Raw genomic sequence first — 1,114 nt, 5'->3', positions numbered from 1 at the left:
AGGCGGGCCTCGACGAGGGGCGGCGCCCGGACCGCCGCTCCCCGGGGCCCGTGCGGGGGCTTGCGTGGGGGCTTTTGTGGAGGCTGTGGGGGCTCATGCTGCGGCTTGCGTGGGGGCCGGTGTGGGGGTTCGTCTGCGGGCTCATCCGGGGGTGTTTCCTTCCACCAGTTTCAGGAGGGCGGCCAGGTCGTCCGGGCGCGTGCGGGGGTTGAGGAACGTGGCCTTGAGCCACAGCCGCCCGTCTATCCGGGCCCGCCCCAGTACGGCACGTCCGTCGGTGAGGAGCTTTCGGCGTACGGCGGCGACGGCGGCGTCGGTGGCGTGTGCGGGCCGGAACAGGACCGTGCTGATGGTGGGCAGGTCGTGCAGCTCGAAACCGGGGTGGTCGTGGACGAGGGCGGCGAACTCGCGGGCATGGTCGCAGACTTGCTCGACGAGTCGGCCGAGGCCGCTGCGGCCGAGGGTCTTGAGGGTGACGGCGATCTTGAGGACGTCCGGCCGGCGGCTGGTGCGCAGGGAGCGGCCGAGCAGGTCGGGCAGGCCCGCCTCGGTGTCGTCGTCGGCGTTGAGGTAGTCGGCGCGGCGGTGCAGCACGGCGAGGTCACCCGGGTCCCGCACGGCGAGCAGGCCCGCGGCGACGGGCTGCCAGCCGAGCTTGTGCAGATCGAGGGTGACGGTGTCGGCGGCGTCGAGACCGGCGAGCCGGTCCCGGTACCGGTCACTGAACAGCAGGCCTCCGCCGTAGGCGGCGTCCACGTGGAGCCGGGCGCCGTGGGCGGCGCACAGGGCGGCGATCTCGGGGAGCGGGTCGACGAGCCCGGCATCGGTGGTCCCCGCGGTGGCAGCGACCAAGTGCGGGCCGGGCAGCCGCGTCAGGGCCTCGTCGAGAGCAGCCGGGTCGAGCGTCCCGGCCGGCGCGGGCACGACGACGGATTCGGCCAGCCCGAGCAGCCAGGCGGCACGGGGCAACGAGTGGTGAGCGTTGCCCCCGTGAACCAGCCGCACACCGGCGCCGTGCGCTTCTCGCGCGAGGAGGAGGGCCAGTTGGTTGGATTCGGTGCCGCCCGTGGTGAGCAGGGCGGAGGGGGGGTTCTGGGGTGGGATGGCTCGGGGG

Annotated in this window: 1 protein-coding gene; it reads right to left on the bottom strand. The window is 74.3% G+C overall.

The features are described 5' to 3' along the window. Positions 1-141 precede the first annotated feature (141 nt). Positions 142-1,114 (bottom strand): pyridoxal phosphate-dependent decarboxylase family protein (locus tag ADL12_RS22235; protein ID WP_062704439.1); only part of this gene is annotated, 973 nt, incomplete at its 5' end.

It is taken from the genome of Streptomyces regalis (genome assembly GCF_001509475.1).
Lineage (GTDB): Bacteria > Actinomycetota > Actinomycetes > Streptomycetales > Streptomycetaceae > Streptomyces > Streptomyces regalis.
The sequence above is the reverse complement of the archived record's forward strand: the minus strand, read 5'-3'. Positions and strand labels throughout refer to the sequence as shown.